22 protein-coding genes and 2 tRNA genes are annotated in these 22768 nt (G+C 63.3%); 6 read left to right on the top strand and 18 right to left on the bottom strand.

The annotated features are described in order from the left end of the window. Nucleotides 1-44: 44 nt before the first annotated feature. From rplL to ABXH26_RS08185, 10 genes are all read right to left on the bottom strand, one after another. Nucleotides 45-425 carry a 50S ribosomal protein L7/L12 gene (gene rplL / locus ABXH26_RS08230; RefSeq protein WP_353566571.1) on the bottom strand — a complete coding sequence of 127 codons (381 nt, stop codon included), beginning with the start codon at nt 423-425 and terminating at the stop codon, nt 45-47. A 137-nt stretch (nt 426-562) separates the two neighbouring features. After that, nucleotides 563-1075, bottom strand: a complete 513-nt coding sequence (rplJ, locus tag ABXH26_RS08225; protein ID WP_353566570.1) for a 50S ribosomal protein L10 — start codon at nt 1073-1075, stop codon at nt 563-565. An 11-nt stretch (nt 1076-1086) separates the two neighbouring features. Further along, the gene (gene rplA, locus ABXH26_RS08220; RefSeq protein ID WP_353566569.1) at nt 1087-1788 is read right to left on the bottom strand and encodes a 50S ribosomal protein L1; all 702 of its coding nucleotides are present in this window, start codon (nt 1786-1788) and stop codon (nt 1087-1089) included. Between the two features lie 80 nt (nt 1789-1868). Beyond that, nucleotides 1869-2297, bottom strand: coding sequence for a 50S ribosomal protein L11 (gene rplK / locus ABXH26_RS08215; protein ID WP_353566568.1), 429 nt, complete (start codon nt 2295-2297; stop codon nt 1869-1871). A 41-nt stretch (nt 2298-2338) separates the two neighbouring features. Beyond that, nucleotides 2339-2908 (bottom strand): transcription termination/antitermination protein NusG, encoded by a 570-nt coding sequence (gene nusG / locus ABXH26_RS08210; RefSeq protein ID WP_353566567.1) that lies wholly within the window; start codon nt 2906-2908, stop codon nt 2339-2341. Nucleotides 2909-2953: 45 nt separating this feature from the next. After that, nucleotides 2954-3181: a preprotein translocase subunit SecE gene (locus ABXH26_RS08205; RefSeq protein WP_353566566.1), complete on the bottom strand. Its 228-nt coding sequence runs from the start codon at nt 3179-3181 to the stop codon at nt 2954-2956. A gap of 31 nt (nt 3182-3212) precedes the next feature. Beyond that, nucleotides 3213-3288, bottom strand: a tRNA-Trp gene (locus ABXH26_RS08200). A 130-nt stretch (nt 3289-3418) separates the two neighbouring features. Next, on the bottom strand, nt 3419-4603 hold the full coding sequence (tuf, locus tag ABXH26_RS08195) for an elongation factor Tu (RefSeq protein WP_353566565.1): 1185 nt from the start codon (nt 4601-4603) through the stop codon (nt 3419-3421). A 45-nt stretch (nt 4604-4648) separates the two neighbouring features. Beyond that, nucleotides 4649-4723 (bottom strand) — tRNA-Thr (locus tag ABXH26_RS08190). A gap of 197 nt (nt 4724-4920) precedes the next feature. Continuing rightward, nucleotides 4921-5754, bottom strand: a complete 834-nt coding sequence (locus ABXH26_RS08185; protein ID WP_353566564.1) for a TIGR00282 family metallophosphoesterase — start codon at nt 5752-5754, stop codon at nt 4921-4923. Between the two features lie 54 nt (nt 5755-5808). Between ABXH26_RS08185 and ABXH26_RS08180 the strand changes: the two genes are divergently transcribed. Both ABXH26_RS08180 and ABXH26_RS08175 read left to right on the top strand, forming a co-directional pair. Continuing rightward, a complete protein-coding gene (locus ABXH26_RS08180) occupies nt 5809-7107 on the top strand; it encodes an N-acetylmuramoyl-L-alanine amidase (RefSeq protein ID WP_353566563.1) in 1299 nt (432 codons plus the stop codon). A 4-nt stretch (nt 7108-7111) separates the two neighbouring features. Then, nucleotides 7112-7954 (top strand): NAD-dependent epimerase/dehydratase family protein, encoded by an 843-nt coding sequence (locus tag ABXH26_RS08175; protein WP_353566562.1) that lies wholly within the window; start codon nt 7112-7114, stop codon nt 7952-7954. On the opposite strand, the gene ABXH26_RS08170 is transcribed toward ABXH26_RS08175, so the two are convergent. Genes ABXH26_RS08170 through queD form a run of 3 tightly spaced genes read right to left on the bottom strand, consistent with a single transcriptional unit; the run spans nt 7906 to nt 10450 of the window. Continuing rightward, nucleotides 7906-8796, bottom strand: coding sequence for a YihY/virulence factor BrkB family protein (locus tag ABXH26_RS08170; protein ID WP_353566561.1), 891 nt, complete (start codon nt 8794-8796; stop codon nt 7906-7908). The genes ABXH26_RS08175 and ABXH26_RS08170 overlap by 49 nt on opposite strands. A gap of 13 nt (nt 8797-8809) precedes the next feature. Continuing rightward, on the bottom strand, nt 8810-10036 hold the full coding sequence (locus ABXH26_RS08165) for an AI-2E family transporter (protein WP_353566560.1): 1227 nt from the start codon (nt 10034-10036) through the stop codon (nt 8810-8812). 48 nt (nt 10037-10084) lie between these two features. Further along, nucleotides 10085-10450 carry a 6-carboxytetrahydropterin synthase QueD gene (queD, locus tag ABXH26_RS08160; RefSeq protein WP_353566559.1) on the bottom strand — a complete coding sequence of 122 codons (366 nt, stop codon included), beginning with the start codon at nt 10448-10450 and terminating at the stop codon, nt 10085-10087. Nucleotides 10451-10559: 109 nt separating this feature from the next. On the opposite strand from queD, the gene ABXH26_RS08155 reads away from it, so the two are divergent. Continuing rightward, nucleotides 10560-11333, top strand: coding sequence for a glycosyltransferase family 2 protein (locus tag ABXH26_RS08155; RefSeq protein WP_353566558.1), 774 nt, complete (start codon nt 10560-10562; stop codon nt 11331-11333). Continuing rightward, complete coding sequence (locus ABXH26_RS08150) at nt 11330-11962, top strand: methyltransferase domain-containing protein (protein WP_353566557.1); 633 nt, start codon at nt 11330-11332, stop codon at nt 11960-11962. The genes ABXH26_RS08155 and ABXH26_RS08150 overlap by 4 nt, the downstream gene beginning before the upstream one ends. Nucleotides 11963-12029: 67 nt before the next feature. Here the strand turns inward: ABXH26_RS08150 and ABXH26_RS08145 are convergent, their stop codons facing one another. After that, entirely contained in the window at nt 12030-17438 is a 5409-nt protein-coding gene (locus ABXH26_RS08145; protein ID WP_353566556.1) for a hypothetical protein, read from the bottom strand. A gap of 265 nt (nt 17439-17703) precedes the next feature. Between ABXH26_RS08145 and ABXH26_RS08140 the strand changes: the two genes are divergently transcribed. Next, entirely contained in the window at nt 17704-18246 is a 543-nt protein-coding gene (locus ABXH26_RS08140; RefSeq protein WP_353566555.1) for a transposase, read from the top strand. A gap of 60 nt (nt 18247-18306) precedes the next feature. Here ABXH26_RS08140 and ABXH26_RS08135 read toward each other — a convergent pair whose 3' ends face one another. Next, nucleotides 18307-18792, bottom strand: coding sequence for a fasciclin domain-containing protein (locus ABXH26_RS08135; protein ID WP_353566721.1), 486 nt, complete (start codon nt 18790-18792; stop codon nt 18307-18309). A 245-nt stretch (nt 18793-19037) separates the two neighbouring features. Between ABXH26_RS08135 and ABXH26_RS08130 the strand changes: the two genes are divergently transcribed. Then, nucleotides 19038-20003 (top strand): MerR family transcriptional regulator, encoded by a 966-nt coding sequence (locus tag ABXH26_RS08130; protein ID WP_353566554.1) that lies wholly within the window; start codon nt 19038-19040, stop codon nt 20001-20003. Between the two features lie 42 nt (nt 20004-20045). On the opposite strand, the gene ABXH26_RS08125 is transcribed toward ABXH26_RS08130, so the two are convergent. Genes ABXH26_RS08125 through ABXH26_RS08115 form a run of 3 tightly spaced genes read right to left on the bottom strand, consistent with a single transcriptional unit; the run spans nt 20046 to nt 22740 of the window. Next, a complete protein-coding gene (locus ABXH26_RS08125) occupies nt 20046-21257 on the bottom strand; it encodes a polysaccharide deacetylase family protein (RefSeq protein ID WP_353566553.1) in 1212 nt (403 codons plus the stop codon). Next, on the bottom strand, nt 21254-22180 hold the full coding sequence (locus tag ABXH26_RS08120) for an LpxL/LpxP family acyltransferase (RefSeq protein WP_353566552.1): 927 nt from the start codon (nt 22178-22180) through the stop codon (nt 21254-21256). The genes ABXH26_RS08125 and ABXH26_RS08120 overlap by 4 nt, the downstream gene beginning before the upstream one ends. Then, nucleotides 22177-22740, bottom strand: coding sequence for a DUF1802 family protein (locus ABXH26_RS08115; RefSeq protein ID WP_353566551.1), 564 nt, complete (start codon nt 22738-22740; stop codon nt 22177-22179). Before ABXH26_RS08115 ends, ABXH26_RS08120 begins: the two co-directional genes overlap by 4 nt. Nucleotides 22741-22768 lie beyond the last annotated feature (28 nt).

The raw sequence follows: 22768 nt of genomic DNA, 5'->3' as shown, positions 1-22768 counted from the left end.
AGCCGCGCTGGGCGACTCCGGATTTCTTGGAAAAACCGAGAGTCTTACTTGAGCTCGACCTTGGCGCCGGCTTCCTCGAGTTTCTTCTTGGCGGCGTCGGCGGCGTCCTTGGCGGCACCCTCGACAAGGGTGGCCGGAGCGCTTTCGACGAGTTTCTTGGCGTCGGCGAGGCCGAGGCCGGGAACCACTTCGCGGACCGCCTTGATGACGGCGATCTTGTTGCCACCTGCATCGGCAAGCACGACGTCGAAGTCGGTCTTTTCCTCAGCAGCTTCGGCAGGACCGGCGGCAGGGCCGGCCGCGACAGCGGCGACGGGAGCGGCGGCGGAAACGCCCCACTCTTCTTCCAGTTTCTTCACGAGTTCGGCAGCTTCCAGGACGGTGAGCTTTCCGAGTTCTTCAGCAATTGCAGCGATATCAGCCATTGTATTTCTCCTTTGCGGTATCGTCGCACCGGGAGGCCTCCCGGCATTTCAGCCCACGGCTGCGGGTCCGACGAGGAACCATTGTGAGTTCGGGCGCCACCCGGAGAGGCGGCGCCGTCCGTTCAGATTGTTTCGATTTAACCCTCGGGGTTGAATTTTGCTTGAATGACGCGCGCCAGCGAGGCGCCCGGCTCGTTGATGGTGCGGAGCAGCTTGGTCGCCGGGGCGTTGATGACGCCGAGCAAGGTGGCGAGCAGCACTTCGCGCGAGGGAAGTTCGGCGATGGCCTTGACTTGCTCTTCGTCGAGCAGGTCGCCATCCAGAATGCCCAGCTTGATGGCCGGCTTCTGGAATTCCTTTTCGAAGGTCTTGAGGACCTTGGCCGCGGCGGCCACGTCGGACTCACCGGTCACGAAGGCGGTCTGACCGACCAGCTGGTCGCCGGTGTCCGGCAGACCGGCCTCGGCGAGGGCCTTCTTCATGTAGGTGTTCTTGGCCACGTGGCACTCGGCGCCGGTGGCGGCGAGGCGGTTGCGGAGTTCGGAGAACTGCGGGACGGTCATGCCGGTGTATTCCACCACCAGCACGAAGGGCGAGGTGTTCACCCGCTCGAGCAGCTCGTCGATGATGATCTTTTTATCGGGATTCATGGCGGGTGGGCTCAGTTCTTGGTGTAAATGGAGGACTCGAGCGGCACGCCGGGGCACATGGCGGCGGCGACCGTCACACTCTGGACGTAGTTGCCCTTGGCCGAGGCGGGCTTGGCGCGCAGGACGCTGTCGATGAAGGCCTGGGCGTTTTCAAGCAGCGCTTTTTCGTCGAAGGAAACCTTGCCGATGGCGCCGGAGACATTGCCGTTCTTGTCGAGTTTGTAGTCGATCCGGCCGGCCTTGACTTCGTTGACGGCCTTGGCGGTGTCGTCGGTCACGGTGCCGGTCTTGGGGTTCGGCATGAGACCCCGGGGACCGAGGACCCGCGCGATCTTGCGGACTTCGGTCATGGCTTCCGGGGTGGCGATGGCGACGTCGAAGTCGGTGAAGCCGCCCTGGACCTTCTTGATGAGTTCCTCAAATCCGACGAACTCGGCCCCGGCGGCGGTGGCGGCCTCGGCGGCGGCACCGGCGGCGAAGACGGCGACGCGGACGTTCTTGCCCGTGCCGTGCGGCAGGGAAACGGATCCCCGGACCATCTGGTCGCTCTTCCGCGGGTCGACACCCAGGTGGAAGGAAACGGTCACGGTCGGGTCGAACTTCGGCGCCGGGAATTTCTTCACGGTGCCGACGGCTTCCTCAAGCGCATAGGTCTTGCCGGTCTCGACGAGCGCGGCGGCCTTCTTGTAGCGTTTGCTGCGTTGTTTTTGCATGGTCAGTGGGAGCAGTGCGATCGGGTCGGGCGACCCTCCTGCGGTTTTCGGATCTCCAGCCGGAGCGGGAGCGGAAAGGATTACATGCCTTCGATCTCGAGGCCCATCTGACGGGCGGTGCCGGCGAGGATGCGCGCGGCGGCTTCGGGATCGTTGGTGTTGAGGTCGGGCATCTTGGTTTCCACGACCTCCATGAGCTTGGCCTTGGTGATGGTGCCGATCTTCTTCTTGTTCGGCTCACCGGAACCCGAGGCGATGCCGGCAGCCTTCTTGAGAAGGTTCGCTGCCGGCGGCTTCTTGGTGATGAAGGTGAAGCTCTTGTCCTTGAAGACGGTGATCACGACCGGCAGCACGTCGCCGGCCTGGCTCTGTGTCGCGGCGTTGAACTCCTTGCAGAAGCCCATGATATTGACGCCGGCCTGACCAAGCGCCGGACCCACGGGCGGGGACGGGTTGGCGGCGCCAGCCGGGATCTGGAGCTTGATGATGTTGGTGACTTCCTTGGCCATGGTGGTGGGATGCTAGATGGTGGTTTTGAAAGGGATCGGTCTCAGGCCTTCTCGACCTGCCAGAACTCGAGTTCGACCGGCGTGGCACGGCCGAAGATGGTGACCGAAACGCGGAGCTTGCCCTTTTCGAGGTCGATCTCCTCGACCACGCCGTTCTGGCTTTCAAAGGGACCGTCGGCGACCTTGACGGTATCGCCGACCTCGAAGGTGATCGCCGGGCGGGCGCTTTCCTCGCGCTCCTTGATCTGGGAAAGCATGGCGTCCACCTCACGCTGGCGCATGGGAATCGGACGGTCCTTGGTGCCGGCAAAGCCGATCACGCCTTCCATTTCCTTGATGAAATACCAAGTCTTCTCGACGAGCTGGTTGTCCTCCGTGAGGAGGTTCATGTTGACGATGATGTAACCGGGAAAGAATTTGCGCTTGGTCTCGGTTTTCTTGCCCTTGCGGACCTCGGACACCATTTCCATCGGCACCAGCACTTCGTAGATGCAGTCGCCGAGTTCCTCGGCCTCTGCTTCGCGCAGGATACGGCTTTTCACCTTCTGCTCCTGGCCGGAGAGAACGTGGACCACGTACCATTGCTGTTCGGCTGGTGGGATGACGGGCATGAGCGAGTGATGGAAGAATTCCCCGGGGCGGCGCCGCGGCGGGCGTCAGCGTCCGAGCTTGGTGAGGAAAAAGATGACCTGGGTGTGGATGATGTCCCACAAGGAGACGAACCCGGCCAGGAGAACGGTCGCGATCAGCACGACCACGGTGGAATCGACGAGTTCCCGGTATTTCCTGAAGCCCTTGATCTTCGGATCGGACTCCCACGGCCAGCTGGCCTTGCGGAGCTCGTTCTTCACCTCGCCCAGGAATCTGGAAATCTTGGAAAACATGGCGGAAATCGAAGACGGGGGATCAGGAAAATGGCACGGCAGGAGGGACTCGAACCCCCAACCCTCGGTTTTGGAGACCGATGCTCTACCAATTGAGCTACTACCGTGTTGGGAAAAAATGCTGGTGGATGGAGGCGATGCCGGGGCACCCCGGATGGAGAATCCAGGGTGCCCCGTGAGAGATTCGGAATCAGGTCCGCATCGCGGCGGGCGGCGAACCTGAGACCGTGATCGTAATTAGTCAAGGATATCGCCCACACGGCCGGCACCCACGGTGCGGCCCCCTTCGCGGATGGCGAAGCGCATGGTCTTCTCCATGGCAATCGGGGTGATCAGCTCGACTTCGAGACTGACGTTGTCGCCCGGCATCACCATTTCGACGCCTTCCGGCAGCTTGATGGAACCGGTCACGTCCGTCGTGCGGAAGTAGAACTGCGGGCGGTAGTTCGAGAAGAACGGGGTGTGGCGGCCGCCTTCTTCCTTCGAGAGAACGTAGATCTCCGCGTTGAACTTCTTGTGCGGCTTCACCGAACCCGGCTTGGCGATGACCTGGCCGCGCTCGACGTCGTTCTTCTTGAGGCCACGGATGAGGAGGCCGACGTTGTCACCCGCACGACCTTCGTCGAGCAGCTTGCGGAACATTTCGATGTCGGTGACGGTGGTCTTCTGCGTGTCGCGGATGCCGACGATCTCGACTTCTTCCATCTTCTTGATGATGCCACGCTCGACACGACCGGTGCAAACGGTGCCCCGACCTTCGATCGAGAACACGTCTTCAACCGGCATGAGGAAAGGCTGGTCGATCGGACGCTCGGGCTCCGGAATGTAGGAGTCCACGGCTTCCATGAGCTTGAGGATGTTCTCCTTGTGGGTGGCGTCGCCTTCAAGAGCCTTGAGGGCGGAACCCTTGACGATCGGAATGTCGTCGCCCGGGAAGTCGTAGGTGGAGAGAAGGTCGCGGACCTCCATCTCGACGAGCTCGAGAAGTTCCTCGTCGTCGACCATATCGACCTTGTTCATGAACACCACGAGGGCCGGCACACCCACCTGACGGGCGAGCAGGATGTGCTCACGGGTCTGGGGCATCGGGCCATCGGCGGCGGAAACCACCAGGATCGCACCGTCCATCTGGGCGGCGCCGGTGATCATGTTCTTCACGTAGTCGGCGTGGCCGGGGCAGTCGACGTGCGCGTAGTGGCGGTTGTCGGTTTCGTATTCGACGTGGGCGGTCGAGATCGTGATGCCGCGCTCCTTTTCTTCCGGAGCCCCGTCGATTTCGTCGTACTTCTTCGCCTTGGCGTAGCCCTTGTCGGCGAGGGTGTTGGTGATCGCGGCGGTCAGGGTCGTCTTGCCGTGGTCAACGTGACCGATGGTCCCGACGTTGACGTGGGGCTTGTTGCGCGTGAATGCTTCTTTGGCCATGATGGTGGTGGTTCGCGTTGGACTGCTGATGAAGTAGATAACCGATGGAGCTTGTGGTGGGAATTGAACCCACGACCTCACCCTTACCAAGGGTGTGCTCTACCCCTGAGCTACACAAGCGATTCGGCTGGATGCCTTCCCGGTGAGACCATCACCTCCACCGCCTCAGCGGAAACCTTGCGGAACCCGACGAAAAGCGGCTTCCGTGGTGACCCCCCCGGAAGAGCGGGGCGGACGTTAACAGAGCCGACCACCCTGTCAAAAAAAATATGGGATGAAAATACATTTCCCGAAATGGCCCGGAATCCCTTGATTTTTCAAGGTTTTCCGGGGGCCGGAGGAACGTTTGCGTCATCCTCGATGACAAGTCTCTGGAAGCGCTCGATGGCCACGCAGCGACCGCTCTCCGGGTCCAGGTCGGCGATCACCCCGCACAGCCGGACAGGCCCTCCGGCGATCGGGAACCGGGTCGGCATGCTGGCGCGGAAACGCCACACCACCGACTCGACCGCGCGGCCCAGCACGCTGTCGTCCGGCCCGCACATCCCGGCATCCGTCAGGAAACCCGTACCGCCGGGAAAAATCCGCTCGTCGGCCGTCTGGACGTGAGTGTGGGTGCCGACCACCACCGAGGCCCGGCCATCGAGCGCCCGGCCCATGGCGATCTTCTCGCTGGTGGTTTCCGCGTGGAAATCGACGAAGATCATCCGCACGCCCCCCGCCCTGAGGCGATCAATGGCCTCATCCAGCGCCAGGAATGGATTCTCCAGCGGCGGCTGCATGAAACTCCGCCCCTGCGCCTGCAGCACCGCCACCCTGCCTGCCGCCGTATCCAGCACCACGGAGCCCGCCCCGGGTGTGCCCTCCGGATAATTGATCGGCCGCAGCAGCCGCGGCTCGGTGGGGAAATAATCGACGATCTCCTTCTGGTCCCACACATGGTCGCCCGTGGTGACCACCGCCGCCCCGGCCCGCAGGAGGTCGATGCACAACTTCGGCGTGATCCCCCGCCCGCCCGCGGCGTTCTCGCCATTGACGATCGCGAACCCGACGCCGAGTTCTTTCTTCAACTCCGGAAGGAGCTTCATCACGGCCGTCCGCCCGGGTTCCCCCACCACGTCGCCCAAGAAAAGAATACGCAAGGAATTCATGTTCCGCTTGCCTGTCATCGCACCCCGCCGTCCCATGCCCGCCAAGCAAAAACCATGAAGGGCCCACGATCGTCCATTTTCCTCATGCTCCTCGGTGCCCTGGTGGCCGCCGTGGCGCTCTGGAAATGGCGGACTCCGATGGCGCGCCCCCCGTCTCCGGCCCCTGCCGCCAACACCGTGGACCCGGAACCGGCGCCGCCGGGTCCGTCGCCCATGCTGTCGGACCTCGCGGAGCCGCCCGATTGGAGCCAGCTCGACCTGTGGCAGGGCACCGCCCGTCGCGAGGACTTCGTGCGCCTCATGGAAAAGGTCTTCACCACCTCGTCGGAATGGCGCGAGTGGTTCATGCTCGGCGCGGACGACGTGCTGATCCAGACCGGCGTCCCGAACCGGCCCTACCATCTCCGCTTCGCGGAAAATCCCGCTCCGCCGCCTCGGTTCTGGCGCTCGGCCACCGAGCTCGGGCCCGCTCCGGACGACCTGCCGCTCAAGGGCCTGCGCGTCGCGATCGATCCCGGCCACATCGGCGGCGACTGGGCGAAGCTCGAAGAGCGCTGGTTCCGGATCGGCGACGACGCTCCGGTGGCCGAGGGCGACATGACCCTGCTCGTCGCCAAGCTCCTGCGCCCGATGCTCCAGGACCTCGGCGCGGAGGTGACGCTGGTGCGCGCGAACAACGAGCCGGTCACCCACTACCGGCCCGATTCCTTTCTCGGCGAAGCCACCGAATCCGTCCTCCAGACGCCCACCCAGCTCGCCGAGCGCTTGTTTTACCGCACCGCCGAAATCCGCGCCCGGGCGGCCCGCATCAACAACGACATCCGCCCCGACCTCGTCGTCTGCCTCCACTTCAATGCCGAACCCTGGGGTGAGGCCTCGCATGCCTCGCTGGTTCCCTTCAACCACCTCCACCTGCTGGTCAACGGCGCCTACACCTCCAGCGAGCTCGCGTTGGCCGACCAGCGCTTCGAACTCACGCGCCACATCCTCGGTGGCAGCCATGCCGAGGAAACGGCGGTCAGCCGCCGGGTGATCGAAGCATTCACCGAGCTCACCGACCTGCCGCCCTTCTTCTACGAGACCAATTCCAGCCGCGCGGTGAACATTGCAGGCGACCCCTACCTGTGGGGCCGCAACCTGCTCGCCAACCGCATCTATGAGGCCCCGGTGATCTACACCGAGCCCTACGTCATGAACTCGGAGGAGGACTACGCCCGCATCCAGGCCGGGGATTACGAAGGCCTGCGCCACATCGCCGGCGAGCTGCGTCCGTCGATCTTCCACGAATACGCCCACGCCGTGGCCCTCGGGCTCGAACGCTACTACCGCTCCGCCCGTCCCGGTGCCGGCTGAACCGATGAAGCACCTCCTCCTCTGCGGCCACGGCTACCTCGGCCAGGCGGTCTCCGGCACCTTCCTCGCCGCAGGCTGGCGGGTCACGGCGGTTTCCCGCGGAAACGAAGACCCGGCCGGAGTGCCGCACCTCACCGAACGCACGGCCGACCTTTCCTCGGCGCAGAGCATCGGCTCGCTCGCCGGTGCCATCGCACCGCCCGATTTCATCATCCACTGCGCCTCCTCCGGCCGCGGCGGCGAAGAGGCCTACCGGACGGTGTTCCTCGATGGCTGCCGTCATCTGCTGGAGGCCTTCCCGGCTGCCCCCCTGCTGTTCACGTCGTCGACCTCGGTCTACGCCCAGACCGATGGCTCCGTGGTCACCGAGGAAAGCCCCGCCGAGCCCGACCGCGGGACCGGCCGGGTGCTGCGGGAGGCCGAGGACCTCGTGTTGTCCCGCGGCGGCCTCGTCTTCCGCCTCGCCGGCATCTACGGCCCCCACCGTAGTTACCTGCTCGGCAAGTTCCTTTCCGGCGAGGCCGGCATCGAGGAGGACGGCCGGCGTTTCGTGAACCAGATCCACCGCGATGACGCCGCCACGGCCATGCTCCACGCCGCCACCGCGCCGCTGCCGCCGGGCATCTGGAACGTGTGCGACTCCCATCCACGCAGCCAGCTCGCCACCTATCAGGCGCTCGCTTCCCGGTTCGGGAAACCCTTGCCGCCGCGGGTGCCGCGCGACCCGAACCGCAAGCGCGGCTGGACCCACAAGCACGTCAGCAACGCCAGGCTGGTCGCCAGCGGCTGGCAGCCCGCCTACCCGGACTTCCTCGAGGTCGCGGAGTCGATCGCGACGGCCCTCTGATGCACGGTCAGCACCTTGACCAGCACCGCCCCGCCGAGCAGCACCAGGGAGTTGAAGTAAACCCACAGCTGCACCACCAGCAACGAGCCGACGATACCATAAGCATCGTACTTCGCGCCGAAGGAGATGTTGACCAGCACGCGGCTGCCGATTTCCCAGCATACCGCCGCCAGCCCGGCGGAAATCCCGCACGCCCGCCAGGTCACCCGGCGTTTGGAAAGGAAACGGTAGAGGGCGGTGAACACCAGCATGTTGATCGTCAGCCCGATCGCCACCGCTCCGGCGCTGGACAGGAAATCGACGTGCGGCAGAAACCGGTCGGCCGCTTCCGAAACCGCGCGCAGCACCAGCCCGCCGATGAACACGACCACCACCAGCACCACCAGCCCGAGGAGCAACGCCAGCGCCCTCAGCCGGGATAGCAGGAACGAGCGCGCCTTCTTCAACCACGGTCCGGACGCGTGGTGATCCTTGGTTTTCCAGATCCTCGCGAAGGCCTGGTCGATCTGGTGAAACACCATCGAGGCACCGAGAATGAAGCCGGCGATCGCGATCGGGCCTTTGGAAAGCGCGCTGGCCTGCAGGCTGGCCAGCACCGTATCGAGCGCCTCGCTGAATTCCGGCGAAAACTGGCGCGAGGTGATCGCAAGAACCTCCGAGCGCGCGTTCTGCCCCTGGGCGGCGAACTCGAAGAACCAGCCGAGGCCGGCCAGCACGAACCACATCAGCGGCACGATCGACAGCGCCCCGTAGAATGCGATCGCGGCGGCCAGCGCCCCCGCCTCCGCGTCCTTCCAGGCGGCCAGCCAGCCCCTGGCGTCTTCAAGCAACCGTTTCCACATGTCAGGCCGGAGGTCACGCGGTGAGCACCCGTCGGAACCGTTCCATCGTGGCCGTGTTTTCGCACACGATCTTGAAAGTGACCAGCGCCGGCATCGCAATGAGCATCCCGGCCACGCCCCAGAACCCGGCCCAGGCGAAGATCCACAGGAACACGATCAGGGGATTGAGCCGGAAGCGCTCGCCCAGCACCATGGGGGTGATCAGGTTGCCCTCGATCGCCGTCAGGGCGAAATACGCGACCGGCACGATCAGCACGTGGCCGGGCGTTTCAAAGGTCGCGGCGGCGGCGAGAAAAACGATTCCGGTCCCGATCAACGCCCCCAGATACGGAATGAAATTGAGCACCATTCCCAGCACGCCCCAAAGCGCCGGGTTCGGCATGCCCAAGGCCCACATCGCCAGGCCGATGGCCAGCCCGAGGCAGAAATTGATCGCGGTGATGGTGAAAAGATAGCGCGCCACGTCTTCTCCCATTCTTTCGAGGATCGCCGCCGTATGTTCCTCCTCGCTCAGCCGGCGCACGATGCGGTTCCCGTAGGCCAATCCGAACAGGACGATGAACAGGAAAGCCACCGCCGCGACGCCGAAGTCCTGCGTGCCGGCCAACACGGTATCGAGGGGATCCTCCTGGATCTGCACCCGGACCGGACCGGTATCGTCCTCCGGATCCGCGGCGGGTGCCGTGCTCCCGGTCACCTCGATTGCAACCTGCATGTCGTCACCGGACGCGTCGTTGCTTTCCGCATCCTCCTGGCCATCCTCCGGCACCTTTTGATCGGCGGCCTGGGTGACGGCCTCCATCTTGGACGCCATCCGTTTGATCTCGCTCTGGACCTGCTTCACCGGCCGGAAGACCTCCTGGAGGCGCCGCGCGACCACGTCGCGGTTGATGGAGTCCATCCACTGCTCGCCCGGCTCCGACAGCTGATAGGCCCCGAAGCCGAGCAGCCCCATCAAGCCCGCCACGGTCAGCAGCGAAGCCAGCATGCGCGGGATCCGCACCTGGCGGAAAAGACGATAGACCGGGTAAAGAACCAGCGACACCAGGGCCGCCAGCACCACCGGCAGCAGCACGCTCTTCGTCTCGTGCAGCACCCACGCACCGACCAGCACGAACAAGCCGACCTGCGAGACGCTGATCACGTTGACCGAGTCCCGCAGGCTGCAGAACCGGGACCGTCGGTCGGAGAAACTGTCGTCTTCGGGCGCTTCTTCGGCGGTCGCCTGCTCGGAAATCATGCGACTTCCCTTCGCAAGCGGCAGACCAACCTCGCGGGCCGGCTTTTCTCAGAACTCGCCGTAAAACGAGCAGCTCGAATTCGGCGTCTCATGCACGCAGATCTCCGCCAGGCCCGGCAGGGACGGGTCGAGCTTGCGCCAGAACCACGCCGCGATCCGCTCGATGGTCGGACTTTCCAGGCCCTCGATGTCGTTGAGGTAGGCGTGGTCCAGCTGGTCGAGGAGCGGCTCCATCGCCTGGGTGATGTCCTTGTGATCGTAGACCCAGCCGACGGCCTCGTTGACCTCACCCTCAACGTGGATGACCACCTTGAAGCTGTGTCCGTGCATCTGGCGGCAGCGGTGTCCCTCCGGCAGCGTGGGAAGGGTGTGGGCGGCCTCGAAGTGGAAGATTTTGCTCAATCGTGCGCGCATGGCGCAGGCAAGGTCGCGCCACCCGGCCCCGGAGTCGAACCGGGATTCAGTCAGCATCCCGCTCAGCACTTGTCCGCAGCCCTCATCCGGCTCTAAAACGCGCACGCCCATGGCAGTGCCGCGCCTCACCGTCCTCATCCCATCCTTCAATACCGGACCGCTCCTGCGCGAAACCGTCGCCGCCGCCCTTGGCACCGGCGTGCCCGTCCTGGTCGTCATCGATGGTTCCACCGACGGCTCCGACGCCGGCCTCGAATCGCTCTCGCCGGAGCTGACCGTCCTGCGCCTGGAAAAGAACGCCGGCAAGGGCCGCGCCATCCTCGAAGGGGCCCGCCACGCCGCCGGGCTGGGCTTTTCCCACGCCCTGTGCATGGATGCCGATGGCCAGCATCCGGCCGCCGCCGTGCCTCGCTTCGCGGAAAGCGTGGCTGCCCACCCGGAGGCCGCCGTCTTCGGCCGTCCGGTCTTCGACGACTCCGCGCCCGCCCTGCGCGTCAACGGCCGCAAGATCTCCAACTTCTGGGCCAACCTCGAAACCCTCGGCTGGGGCATCGACGACTCGCTCTTCGGCATGCGCGCGTACCCGATTCCGCCGCTGGTCGAGGTTTTCGGGGAAACGCCGTTCGCCCGCCGGTTCGACTTCGATCCCGAGGTCGCCGTACGCCTCGCCTGGAAGGGTGTGCCCATCATCAACCTGCCGACGCCGGTCCGCTACCTCACTTCGGAGGAAGGAGGTGTCTCGCAATTCCGTTATGTGCGGGACAACACGCTTCTCACCTGGATGCATCTCCGCCTCTTCCTCGGCTTCCTCGCGCGGCTGCCGTGGCTCGTCTACCGCGGTCCGAACCCGCTGCTCCACCTTAGCCCGCCGCACGATCGATGAACGCCGTCTATTCCCACATCCGCCGGACCTGGGACGGCTACTACGTCGCCGCCAAACTCAGGTCCGACCCGCTCTACGAGGCGGTCCTCGCCGAGATCGGCGACAGCCCGCTGCCGCTGCTCGACCTCGGATGTGGCCTGGGCCTGCTGGCCTTTTACCTGCGGGAAAAAGGAGTCGCCGTGCCGATTCACTCGCTCGACTACGACCGCCGCAAGATCGACGAAGCCAACCGCCTGGTCGCCGAACGCGGACTGACCGGCCTCAGCTTCGCGTTTCACGACGCGCGCGAGGGCCTGCCGGACCACCATGGCAACGTCACCATCCTCGACATCCTCCAGTTCTTCACTCCGGAGGAAATCGAGACCCTCCTCAAGCTGGCGGCCGAACGGGTCGCTCCCGGCGGCAAGCTGGTGATCCGTTCCTGCCTGCGCGACACCTCCGGCCGCTACCGCGCGACCGTGGCCGGGGACATCCTGGCCAAGTGCACCTTCTGGATGAAGGCCGCCCCCACCCACTATCCCAGCCGGGGGGACCTCGAGCGTGTGCTCTCGAACTACGGCGAGGTCCGCATTTCCCCTCTGTGGGGTGCCACGCCGTTCAACAATCATCTCATCGTCCTCGAGTGCTGAGAGAATCTCCTGTCGGCAATGGCAACTCCGGGTTCCTCTTCATTCCCGGGCAGTCAGCCCCAGCGACTCAACGATCTCCCAACCACTCGAAGCGGATGTATCCACCTCTACTTTCTGAGGCAGGCAGCTGGACCTCCACCTCTCCAACTGGAATCCCATCCACCATCCGAGTCCCAACGACGGTTTCAGAGAGTTCGTCCAGTTCGATCCAGTCATTGAGGTTCTCGCTGTAAACCAATCGACACAGCCCGGGTGGAAGACCAAACCGGCGTTCAAATCGACAAACGACCCGCTCTTCGGCAACTGCATTTGTGTCAATCCGGATAGGATTGGCCGAAACGCTGCCAGCTGGAGTCGCGAAATAGTACTCGAAGCCGTCGCTCAGTCCGTCGTGATCGTAGTCCCCACCCGGGGTCTCCACCAACGGGTCGAGCGGACTAACCACAGGATGCTCTTCCCGACTGGCTCCAGTCCATCTTGCGAACCTCACCAGCCCCGTTTCACCCACACCCAACTGGGTGTTGAACAACAGCGCGTATCCGTCATCCAGCGTGCGGACCGCTCTCGTCAAAGTCCCCAACGGCGTCGGCAACAAAGTGCGAGACCGGAGGCTTGCTAGGCTTCCAGAGTCGATTCGCCGGATCGTCGTTCCATTGATTTCATCCATTTCCCCTCCGCTTCCCAACAACCATTTGCCACCTCCACCAAAGAGCGGGAAGTCTGCCGAAAGGCTCATGTCCGAAAGACTCAGCACTTTCCCATTCGAGCTGAAAAGATGACCGTTTTTCACCGCAAAAGAATCACGTTTCGGCCATCCAAGGAAATTGGATTGAGATTGCTTTCGCTCCACTACGACCCCCGAAGGCTCCACCCGAAGATGCATCAGATCATACTGCCCTTGGGCATAGAAAAGGGTCGGATCGTCGGAGCCCGTCAGATAGTTCTCGATCTGGAAGTCGAGGGCGACCTGGTCCCTCTTCCGAGTTCCGTCGAAGACCGCCACTCCTGCCGCGCTCGAGGAAGTCGCGGAGTTCACCAGCACGACGATGATACTCGTCCCATCTCCCTCAAGGACATGGATGTCACTGGCACGGATGTCGCCATCCACCTCCTCCAACGGGATACGGACATCAAAGCCTTGGCCGGTGAGATCGAGCCTTTCGATGACCGAGCTATCCTTCCTCCCCACATAAAGGTAGTGGCCATTCCGCGAGATGGCCATGACGTCCGGGGTTCCCTCCATCTCGATCTCCTGCCGATCCAGTCCGGTAACAGGGTCGATTCCCACCACCTTTGCCGGTAAAGGAGGTCGACTTTCCGGGGGCACACATGCCCAGACCCAGCCCCGGGACCTATCCTCCACGATATCCCTCGCGAGGATTTTCCGGTCGGCAAATCCATCCGCAACCGAGACGAAACCCGCGGGAACCTTGAGAACCTGCTGGTTGTTGGAATAGTCAGGGTCGCCACATTCAGGCGTCACACTTCCTTTGATGACCATCGAGCCCACGATCGACGGCTCGACACGGATCTGAAACTCCCTCGACTCACCTGCTGCCATCGCCCCCACATCCATCTCAACCACCTCGAAACCATAATTCCTAAGATGGCGGAGTTTCTCGGGCGAAATCACCTCCGCCCCCTCCACCCGCAGTCCGATTCGCGCGCCATCCAGGTCGTCGGGCCCTTGATTCTCAACCGAAACCGTAAGCTCGCACCATTCTCCGATGGTCGCCGTAGCCATTGAGGGGCTGAGCCCCAGCCGGAGGTCGCACGAGGAACTGGTGGGCATTGTCATGCCGCCGTCGGACAACGCAATGCCACTCTCTCCCCGGAAAGCAAATCCATGATCCCCAGCCAAAATGAATCCATCGCACGAAGGATCCGTGCCTGGCAAATCGACCGAGGAAAGAAAGCACCCGCTGGTTGCCGAGTAGGCCGCAACTCTCTGACGGTTGCCGAAGGTTGCGGTTTCCAAAAACCAAACCCGATCAATGTTCGGACCGGCCAGACATGGGCCTTGGGGCGCGAAATGATCGTAGTCGATAGTGAGGTCCGCTCTAAGATAGTCTGTCTTGGGAAAAAGGGTTTCCCAAACAAGTGGCTGCCCTGAGATTACCACGCCACCCGAGTTGACCAGGTATTCCCCAACCCCATGGCTGAATCGGCCCAGTCTCTCATCAACGTGCACCTCATCTATCCTGGTCACCCCCGTACCATCCACCCTTAGACGGCTGAATGCACCCGGGATACTCCGGAATTCTATCCCATGGAACTCCGTCTGCACCGAGGTCGGCTCAATGTCATCGATCCGACCGTCCTGCAATTGCAGCCCCAGTTCAACCGGGCGCTTCGATAGGCCATCATACGCAGCGAGACCCACAAACGGAATCGATGTGCTACGATTCTCCTTCAATACCAGAACACTTCCCGGCCCGTCCGGGAGTGCCTCCAAATCCCCGGCATACTGATCCACACCGAGATAAACCGACTCATCCGCGGAACCGTCGGTGACATCCATTCTCCAGAACTTCGGCGCATCCAACGCTGCCACCAACAGCGAGCTTCCATCCGAAGACAGTGCGAGTTTTCCCGGGGCTGAAACCTGGGGCAAAACCGTGGTGATCCGCCCAGTGGCCGGATCGATCGCCACCACAGTGCGTTCGAGACCGGGTGGCCCGAAGGGCGAAACACTCGCCCATATCAGGTCCCGTGAAGGGTCGTGGAGCAGATCGACCGTCGGAATGGGGATCTCATGGTAGAACCCCGGTTCACTGCCGAATCCAACGGGAATGATGGAAGTCGCTGAGTCCGCGTTGGCGAGCGGGCTGCGCGACAGAAGGACCGCGGTCGTGGTCGCCGATCCGGGCTCGGCGACGGAAGATGTGAGGGCGATGTCCGCGACGCCCCCTCCGGGAAGATCCCCAACGTAAAAGTAATTAAATCCGTCCTGCTCAATTACCGGGGCCGGATCAAAGAACGGCAGGTTCTGGTTTTCAGAGACCGAAACTGCGACCCAAACATCTTCCGCGACCGACTCCCCCCTGTTCTCCACCACGATCGTGTGGCCGAGCTCCTCACCGATACCGATACTTTCCGCACCCGGCTCGACGGTGATGACAACGTCCGCCGGATCACCTGCAGGAAGGACATGCGAATCAGACCATAGGTAGAGGAGCCCGTCACCAGCCATAGCGAAACCGTGATCGCCACACTCGGTGGTGGGGCCACGGCTGGACGGCCCATTACCCAAGCCCACCACCGACCGGAGACGGAAGGAGTCCATGTCAAAAGTGAGGAGCTGATCGAACCGGTTGGAATCCCCGAAAACCACGAATCCCACCTGCCGGCTTTCAGGATGGAGGAACATCATGCCATCGACGAAAAGCTCCCCTTCCACCTCGAGCGAGCGACCATTCGCCACCATCCCGGCGCCACCAAAAACGCGATCTCCCAGGCTTCTCACCGACTGATAGAAGTGATAGCCCAACAGCTTCGGGACGACGTCTCCTATTCGGATGCCCGATGGGTCGACATGCAGTTGCCCCAACTCGAAGCCCGTATCCCGATTATTCAGTCCGAAGAAAAGATCAGGGCTTCCCGAGGCTTGGATTTCAGGGAATAGCCGGGAGTCCTGCACCACGTCCGGCCGCCGGGTCGCATCATCATAGACGACCATCCCCGCTTGCTGAGTGCTCCCCGTCCACAACACGGCGATCACGCTTCGCCCATCCCCTTCCAGCACCTGGATCCGGGACGCGCGGACCGCCGAGGAAAATCCTCCGCCGCTCAGGGGAATGATAAGCGGCACTTCTTCAGCACCGGACAAATCAAAGCGGGCAATCTCAGACCGGTCGGCGAAACCCAGATAGAGATAGCGGTCGTCGCTGGACAAAGCAATGGTCTGAGGCAAACCGGAAACCTCCAAAGGGTCGTGAATTTCACCGTTGGCTAGATCCAGCGGAAATACCCGGTTCGCCAGCAGACTTCCTGCCTCCGCCTCCGGAGCAATCCAGAGCAAGTTACGGGTGGCGTCGTAGGCAAAAGCCTCGGTGGGAAACGCCAGCACATCCATTACCCCTTCCTGCCTGCGATAGCCGATGCAGGCGAACGTGCTGTCCACGTTGTTGGACGTGTTGTCTTCGGTCGTCGCGCACCAGACGACGGCTTCACATCCGAAAATACCGGGATCGCCCGCCTCCAGAGAGATCTCGAAAGTCCGGCTGTCTCCTGCCTCCAAATCGAAGGAATCCAGCTCGATCTGAGAACCGTCGAACGAGTAGCTCCCATCCCCTTCCAAACCCAAGACGGACGTCACCCCAATGCAATCAAGTCTCACCGCAACCTGAGCTACATCCACCGCACCCGGATTCGATATCGTCACGGAAACCGGCACTGCCTCCCCTGCATTCGCTATCACAATTGGAGCCGTAACGTGCACTTCGAGGTCCGATCCAGGCCCTGCCGGATCCGGCAGGCCATCCAGAGAAACGAGACGAATCGAACTCGGAAAACCATTGGCATTGAGAGCCCTGAACACCAAGCCCGACGTCCCCCACCGCATCAAATCCGCACAGGTCGTCGACGGCCCCGGAAGCACCCAGGACGGTCCCTCCAACATCGAGTCGAGAAACGTCATCCGAATACGGTCCGGATCTCCATACAAGGAACGATAAGCATCGATGCTGAATGCCGCGCCCCGGTCAGTGTCAGGGCACGTCGTATCGCTGGGGGGCAAGGCTGTGACTACCTCCAGGCTACTGGCATCGCCAATGATTCCGTTGCTGCACAAAACCAGATCTCCAAGGGACTGAAGCCGCAAAGGAGCATGGTTTCCCTCCAGATCCCTGAAGAACGGCTTATAGGCGCTGTCCAGGATGGTGAAACCCTCTGCTCCAACTTGCAGGCCCAAGATGCCTCCCTGCTCCGAATGGAACAGGATCCGATCCGGATCGCCAGTGCGGGCAAGGACTCCTAGTCCCAAAGAGTAGGACGACTCATCTTGAAGAAGCGGAGTTCCCTGGATCGCTCCATCAACAACCAAAGCGATTCCGCCATAGCCGTAGGAGCCGCCACGATTGACCGCCAGCCTTTCGCCCGGGCCATCCAGAACGATGAGGTCATTCGCCGTATAAGGGTAACTGGTAAGCCCAATGAGCTCCGAACCAACACCGAAACTACTATGAACCGACCAAGCATCCAGATCCACTCGAACAACCTTCCCGTCATTCCAGGTCGCCACGTATGCGAACGCTCCGTCAAAACTCAGCCACACCCTCATGGGCTTGTTTGGAATCGAGAGCGAATTCAGAATCTGCCCCGTTGCCGGATCGATCGAATAGAGTTTGTGCTGTGAAGCCCCACTGACGGACCCACATGCCGCATACACCCGGCCTCTTGAGTCATCGACTGCGATGTGATCGGCTGGCAGAGCGACTTCGACCACGGATTCAGCCAGCCCGGAGAGACACAGCAATACCGGAAGCAACCAGCAGAAAACAAGAATCCGAATGCACCCGCCCCCGTTTGTCATGACACATCTCAAAGACATATACCCGATCCTCTGAACGTCACACGAAGTCTTCGTTTTCCCACCCGCTGCACAAGCAAAATGAATGGCTCTCCGACAGATTTGCTGACGCGCTGGAGGGGTGACGCACCCGGGAACGGCTTCGTACTTGGGGTGTAAAGATCCTCAACCTTGAAGCCTTGTATGAATTCGCCGCCTCGATCCGGGCCGTGTGATCGACCGCAACGGTGCCTACCGCGCGGTGCTCGCCGAGCTGTTGCCCGGCGCGGAAGTCGTCCACGACCGGTTCCATGTCGTTGCCAACCTCAATGGAGCCATCGACGAGGTCCGGCGCAGCGAGTGGCGGGAGGCTGAGGTCGAGGGAGAGGAGCTCATCGAGGGCTCGCGCTACCTGCTGATGATGGGCCGTCAGAATCTCGATGAGTCCGGGCTCGACCGCCTTCTCGAAATCACCCGCCTCAACGGGAAACTCTCGACAGCCTACATCCTCAAGGAGGAGTTCCGGCTGATCTACATACAGTCTGTCCGTCAGCGTGCGCTCGGCACGAGCCCGAATGCGTCGCTGGTGCGGGGCGGTGCCGGCATCCTACGCGACCTCGCGGAAATCACCGCCTACTTCAAACACCGCATCAGCGCCGGCCGCTTCGAGGCTTTCAACAACCAGATCGCCCGCGTCATCCGCCGGACCTGCGGGATGACCAATCTCAGGCATCTCTTCGTCAAAATGAGGGCTCAATCACTCAAGCAAATCTGACGGAGACTAAATAAAGACCCCGGGCGTCGCCCGGAGCCTTGGAAGAGAAAGAAGGCCGACTCATTCGGCCTCTTCGTCTTCGGCCGGCATGATCACCGAGTCGATCACGTGGATCACGCCGTTCGAGGCCACGATGTCGGTCTTGATGACCTTGGCGCTGTCGATGGTCACCGTGTCGCCGTCGACCTTGATCATGGCGGTGTCGCCGTTGACGGTCTTCACTTCGCCAGTGGAAACGTCGGCCGCCATCACCTTGCCGGGCACCACGTGATAGGTGAGCACGGAGGCCAGCTTGTCCTTGTTTTCAGGCTTCAGCAGCATGTCCACGGTGCCGTCCGGGAGCTTCGCGAAAGCCTCGTTGGTCGGGGCGAACACGGTGAACGGGCCTTCGCCCTGCAAGGTTTCCACCAGATCGGCGGCTTTCACGGCGGCGACGAGGGTCGAGAAGTCGTCATTGGAGGACGCGATCTCGACGATGTCCTTCTTTTCTCCGGCGAAGGCGCCCAGCGTGGTGGCTGCGGTCAGGGCGAGGATGCGGGTGGTCATGGTCTTCATGGTTCTTTGGATGGTTCGTTTTTCGTGGTTTCAGGGAGGCTCCACACCCGCCTGCAGGGGATTCGACATTTCCTACACAGACGAATTCCACATGGACGAATGTTTCTCCTCCGTTCGCGGAATCCGATCGCGCCTTCCTTTACATTCGTCAAACGAGCGTCAGTCATTTCGCCGTCGCAAGGGGCCATCGTTGATCTTCTGTTGACCGTTGTCTTGGCTCGGAGGAAGCTGGTCCCGTGAACGAGGAGAATCTCTACGACATCAGCGCGGTGTCTCGCCTGACCGGACTTTCCAGTCCCAATCTGCGGGTCTGGGAAAGCCGCTACGGGCTGGTCCATCCCACCCGCAGTTCTTCGAACCGCCGGCTCTACAGCGAAGATGACGTTCGCCGGCTCACGCTGGCGAAGACCCTTTCCGATCGAGGGCATCCCCTGGCCAGCATCGCCCGTCTCTCGGCGGATGAAATGGAGGCGCGGCTTCAGGACGAGGCCCGACTCAGCGGCTCGACGCACCGGGGGCTCGACGGCGGAGCGTGCCGCTGTGTGTTGATCGGCGGAGAAATTCTCGGCCTGCTCGACGGCCGCGAATCCCAACTGGAAAAGGTGCGCATCGTCGGCCGCTTCCAGTCGATGGAGGAAGCGCGCCGCGGCTTCGAAGGAGGCACGGACCTTCTTCTCATCGCCACCCCGACGCTTTTTCCTGAAACGGTCGAGGCGATCCGGTCTCTTCTCGGCTCGTCCGGTGCGCTGCGGGCGGTGGTGGCCTACCGCTTCGCCCCCTCCGGCATTGCCCGGAACCTGGAAAAGGATTTTCAACCCATCACCGCGATCCGGTCGCCGATCGAAATGGCCGAACTCAGGGTGGTTCTCGGCACGGAAATCACCCTCATCCGTGGCCAGGCGGCGACCGCCTCGATGGGGGCTGCGGCGGAAACGGTCGCTCCGCCCCGCCGGTTCAGCGATGAAGAACTCGCCCGCATCAGCCGGATTTCCACCACCATCGACTGCGAGTGCCCGCACCACCTGGCCGAATTGCTCGGCATGCTCAACGCCTTCGCGCGTTACAGCGAGGAGTGCGAGAACCGCAACGAGGATGACGCCCGCATGCACGCCTATCTCCACCTCATGACCTGTCGCGCCCGCTCGCTGGTGGAGGAGTCGCTCGCCGAGCTGATCCGATTCGAGTCGATCACGCTCGACTGAACCCCGAGGCGGACGGCCGAAGCTTGGAACTTACGGGCACCGTCACCTTCCAGGTGGTGGTGCTTTTCCGTTTTCCTCCCGACCGCTGCCGGTCCCGCAGCAACGCTCGAGCACCGCCTTCATCACCTCCGCCGCCACCGGCGTGCTTTCGTGAAGGAGCAGGATGTCGCCATTTCCCGCACCATCGCATAGCGCGGAGACAATTTTTCCGACATCCCGTTCCACCGTGTCGAATCCCCGGCGGGACCAGGCCACGACTTCCAGCCCGAGTTCGGTGGCGAACGGATGGGTGAAATAGTTCCGGTGACCGACGGGGGCGCGATACCAGCGCGGCCTGACGCCCGTCGCCTCTTCGATGGCCTGCTGGCAGTCGCGGATCTCCCGGCGTGTCCGCCAAGGTCCCGCACACCACACCGTCGCCTGCGGATGGGTCATGGTGTGGTTCCCGAGTTCGTGCCCGCGGGCCACGATTTCCCGCGCCAACTCCGGGTAACGCCGTACTTGATCTCCGATCACGAAAAACACCGCCCGGCACCCGTGGGCGTCCAACAGGTCGAGCAGCCGCGGGGTGTCCTCGGGATCGGGCCCGTCATCGACGGTGATGAGCACCCCATCCCCCTCGACGCGCCTGGCGGTGGGCCCGAAGACCTGGGAACCTGGGACGAAGGTGCCCCAAACCCAAAGCAGCCCGGTCGCCAGCACGGCAAGCAGCTCCCAGCCGTAACCCGAGTGCCAGCACCAGGCCAGCGAAGGCACGTGGACCACCCCGCAGGCCAGGAGCCGGACGCCCACGCCGGCCCAGCCTCGGACCGCCATCAGCGCCGCCCACAATCCGGCCACCGGCCGGGCCACCAGCTGAAGGGCCACGAAAACCAGCCACGCCGCCGCCACCCCCATGGCCCATCCGCCTCCCGTCACCCGCCACACGGCCCAGGCGGAGAACACCGCCGACCAGATCCAGAAAGCGGACCGAGGGCCCGCCACGCCGAGCGCGAACACCAGCCCATGCAGCAGCAGCCAGGTGATCGGCAGCACTCCGAGCCAGGCCCACCCCGCCCCGCCCGCGGTCCACAGGGCATCGAAAACCGCCAGCGCCGCCACCCCCGGCATGATCAGCGACAGCACCCGGAACTCAGCCCGGTTCATTCCGGCCTGGCCCGCCAAGCGCGTGCGCTCGCCGCAGATCGGCGCGTCCCACACGGAGCGGAAAAGCGGGGCCGCCGCACGACGGTCGGGGTGGATGGTCCGCCTCATGCCGGGCCTCCCTTTCGTTTCAGGATCTCTTCAAAGACCGCCCAGTCCGCCCAGTGGGACTTGGCGACCTGATAGATCGACCGCGCCCAAGGCTCGGCCGCGGGCTCGCTGCCGCGCTGCCGCGGGGGCAGTTCCAGTTTCGGGAAAACCTTCACCCGGTAACGACGCCAGCCCTCGCGGAGGATGAACAGCGGATACACCGGAGCTCCGGTGATCCGCGCCAGCATCAGCGGCCCGCGCGGCAGCCTCATTTTCAGGCCCGGCTCGACCTCCACCTCCATTTCCGAAACCTCGAACACCACCCGGTCGCCCTGGATCGCCACCACGTCCCCCTCGCGCAGGATTCTCGCCAGCTCCACGCCCAGCATTTCGCCACCGGCATTGTAGAGCGTGCGGAAACGGGGGTGCTGCTTCTCCTTGCGGCGCAGCTCGGCCTCCTTGAGTTTCTGCAGCTCCGGCTCCCGCTCGGGCGCTCGTACGGCAAACACCGTACGTCCGAACTCCTCGGAGAACAACGAGGCCGCCATGTCGTAGTTGCCCATGTGGGCGGTCAGGATGATGCAGCCCTCCGGCGTCGCCGCCATTTCCTCGAAGTCCGCGATGCCATCGATCGCCCAGTCCATCTCGCCGGTCCCGGTTTCCACCCGCGCCGCATCGACCAGGGTCGCGGAGAAATTCCACACCACCCGGTAGGCGCCGGTGAACCGCCGCAGCCAGCCCCACGAGGGGAACATCGCGCCGAGGTTCGCCATCACCGCCCGCCGCTGGGGGCCGGCGAGGCCGAAAAACAGGGTCACCCAGCCGGCCAGCAGCACCGGCTCGAGAAACCACGGCAGCGAGCGCAGGCCACGCCTCAGCAGCCGGGTCGGCAGATCACCGAAGACCCCCGCCCGCCGGCACCACGACCTGCCCTTCCCGCTCACGCCACGGCGCGTTCCAGCTTGTTGGCGAGCCGGGCGAAGGCTCCGTCGTCGAGCACCGGTGCCAGCCCCTCGTGCCAACCCGGCGGAGGCTCGGGCAGCTCGATCCAGCTACGGCATCCACCGTATTTCTTCTCGTAGGTGAACTCCCACGGCGCCGCCATCCGGAACACCCGCACCAGCGCCACGTGGATGCTGCCCGCCGCCATGCCCTTGCCTTCCCAGTCGAAGCGCTGGCGCACCGTCTCCTCAGTCCAGATGTGCTCCGCGGCCAGCGCGGCGACCTCGTCCCAAGCCGTCACCGTGCGCGCCCATGGCACCTCGCAGAAATGATCGATGCGCACCGTCTCGCCGACTTCCCACTCCGGGGCCACGGTGGTCCGACCTTCGCGGACAAACTGCGCCTGGTTGTGAAAGCGCGTGGGAAAAAGGAAGAAGGACTCCTCGGCGAAACGGAAGCCCGCCCGGCCCTCGTGGATGCCCCCCTTGCGCAGGATCACCGCCTGCCGGCCGGACGCCAGCGCGTCACACACCACCTGCCACTCCTTGAATCCCTTTGCCATGCGCGGAAGCTACCCACGGCTTGCATTT

It is taken from the genome of Haloferula sargassicola (assembly GCF_040362925.1).
GTDB lineage: Bacteria > Verrucomicrobiota > Verrucomicrobiia > Verrucomicrobiales > Akkermansiaceae > Haloferula > Haloferula sargassicola.
The sequence above is the reverse complement of the archived record's forward strand: the minus strand, read 5'-3'. Positions and strand labels throughout refer to the sequence as shown.